The sequence below is a fragment of the Shewanella sp. SG41-4 genome (assembly GCF_014164505.1).
GTDB lineage: Bacteria > Pseudomonadota > Gammaproteobacteria > Enterobacterales > Shewanellaceae > Shewanella.
In genome coordinates this window covers 1-1,981 of the sequence record NZ_JACJFI010000488.1, presented here as the reverse complement: position 1 = coordinate 1,981, position 1,981 = coordinate 1, and the positions used below count along the sequence as shown (strand labels likewise).

Here is a 1,981-nt window from a genome sequence, read left to right as displayed (position 1 = left end):
AGCGATCAAAGCCATTTTGATCGGTCATAGGCAATATGTGTAGGGTTAAGTTACCTATTGTAAATTGTTGACCGGGCATCAAATATTTAATGTCACAGGGCAATATGCTCGTTAGGCTATGTAAACTGCGTCCTTTAGGGATGAGTGCATGAATTGGGGTTGGCGATGTTTGCCATAGTTCACACAAAGCAGCTAAAGCTGGTGTTTCATAACTAAAGACACTGATAACTGTGTCTTGAGCATTTATCCCCTGCAATCCCAGTTTGTTGAACAACGCTAATTTATGTTTTGAGTCTGCTTGCCATTCGTCGCGTTGATTAAATAATTCACGTTCACAGATAAGTCCGCCAGTCTTGGAGGTAAAGCCTGGGAAGTAGAACCACTTTTTAACTCCACTAGGCTGTGAAGAGGGCAACCCATGACAACCCTCTACCCAATCTTCAGCACTGAGATATTCAAGGTTTAACCAAGTAGGGGCTTGATGGTGAGGATGTTGATGCAGTTGATCTATGGTGGATTTTATTTGTGATGGTAATTCACAGGCAAAGGCTTCGATAACGACGTCGCCAGCAATAAACGCTATATCCAATGGGTTATTCCATTGAAATATATTCACCCCATTAAACATTTGTTTCGATTTATGAGGGTCTAGCATAGGTAAAATATGCGAAAAGCTCAGTAAATCATCGACCCATAAATTAATCGGGATATCATATTCAGCGACCAGTTGCTTAGCCAAACGCCAAGTGACACCTATGTCACCATAGTTATCGACAACGGCACAAAAGATATCCCAATGATGGTGTAATGGTTTGGAATTATTAACTGACATAGTGATGATTATTTAACCGTTAGCCCTAAACTATAGACATAAAAAAGCGGCAATAAAGCCGCTTTTAATCACAAAAGTAATCTGATGATGTGGGTTAGTCTTCTAACTCAGCTAAACACATTTCTTCATAAATTTGTTTAACCCAGCCGTCAACACGTTCTTCGGTTAGCTCAGGTTGACGATCTTCATCAATCCCTAAACCGACAAAGTGCTTGTCGTCTGCCATGCCTTTAGAGGCTTCAAAGTTGTAGCTTTCAGATGGCCAATGGCCAATGATAATACCGCCTCGAGCTTCAACGATGTCACGAACCATGCCCATAGCATCAAGGAAATATTCAGCATAATCTTCTTGGTCACCACAACCAAAAATAGCGACTAACTTATCGGTAAAGTCGATTTGCTCAAGCTCTGGGAAAAAGTCATCCCAATCACACTGTGCTTCGCCGTAATACCATGTTGGAATACCAAACATAAGCAAATCGTATTCAGCAATTTGCTCCTTGGTACTCTTCGCGATGTCTTTAACATCGAGCATGCTTTTACCCAGTTTTTTCTGGATCATTTTGGCTACAGCTTCGGTGTTGCCAGTGTCGCTACCGAAAAAAAGACCTACAGTTGCCATTGTCTATCCTTTAAATATCTAGTTCGCGTTGTGCGATGTTCTAAAAAGTCTCAGTTGTCGAGTTGCTGTTGCAGAATAAATTCGATTAACTGGCTACGGCTGATGTTACTGTTCAAAGCTTGTTGGTTCAAGGCATCATACAAATCTTGTGACACCTTTAGCTCTATTCGCTTTAAACCGTTAGCGCGATCACGCTGAATTTGGTTACGCTTGTTGATCTTTAATTGCTGCTCCCGAGAAAGAGGGTTACTTCTCGGACGCCCACGGCGAGTTTCAGCGGCAAAAAGGTCAATAGTCGTTCTATCTGTTGTTTCTTTTGCCATTGTACTCTTTAACCGATCCCAGAGCCTTCCCAGGTCATCTGAATAATACCTTTTGCAATAAACCCGGCGCAGCCGAGGAATAACACTGCCCAAACAATATATCGACCAAATTTAGGGACTTCACCCTGTTTAAGCACATCATGGATAGCCATGCCGCTAAAAAAGAATATCGATGCAAAAAACAAGTTCAAGCCTACTACTTCA

At 41.7% G+C, this 1,981-nt stretch carries 4 protein-coding genes; all 4 read right to left on the bottom strand.

The genetic code is table 11. The features are described from left to right. Positions 1-832 (bottom strand): elongation factor P maturation arginine rhamnosyltransferase EarP (locus H5202_RS21430; RefSeq protein ID WP_182773834.1); only part of this gene is annotated, 832 nt, incomplete at its 3' end. A gap of 94 nt (positions 833-926) precedes the next feature. Then, positions 927-1,454 (bottom strand): flavodoxin FldA, encoded by a 528-nt coding sequence (gene fldA, locus H5202_RS21425; protein WP_011637371.1) that lies wholly within the window; start codon positions 1,452-1,454, stop codon positions 927-929. Between the two features lie 50 nt (positions 1,455-1,504). Then, positions 1,505-1,777 (bottom strand): LexA regulated protein, encoded by a 273-nt coding sequence (ybfE, locus tag H5202_RS21420; protein WP_011637372.1) that lies wholly within the window; start codon positions 1,775-1,777, stop codon positions 1,505-1,507. A gap of 8 nt (positions 1,778-1,785) precedes the next feature. Then, positions 1,786-1,981, bottom strand: a 196-nt coding sequence (locus H5202_RS21415; RefSeq protein WP_182773833.1) for a DUF2788 domain-containing protein, incomplete at its 5' end; no start/stop codon positions are given.

Bases quoted from the DNA above. Each gene is read 5' to 3' on its own strand.
- fldA (WP_011637371.1), bottom strand. From the start codon at position 1,454: ATGGCAACTGTAGGTCTTTTTTTCGGTAGCGACACTGGCAACACCGAA.
- ybfE (WP_011637372.1), bottom strand. From the start codon at position 1,777: ATGGCAAAAGAAACAACAGATAGAACGACTATTGACCTTTTTGCCGCT.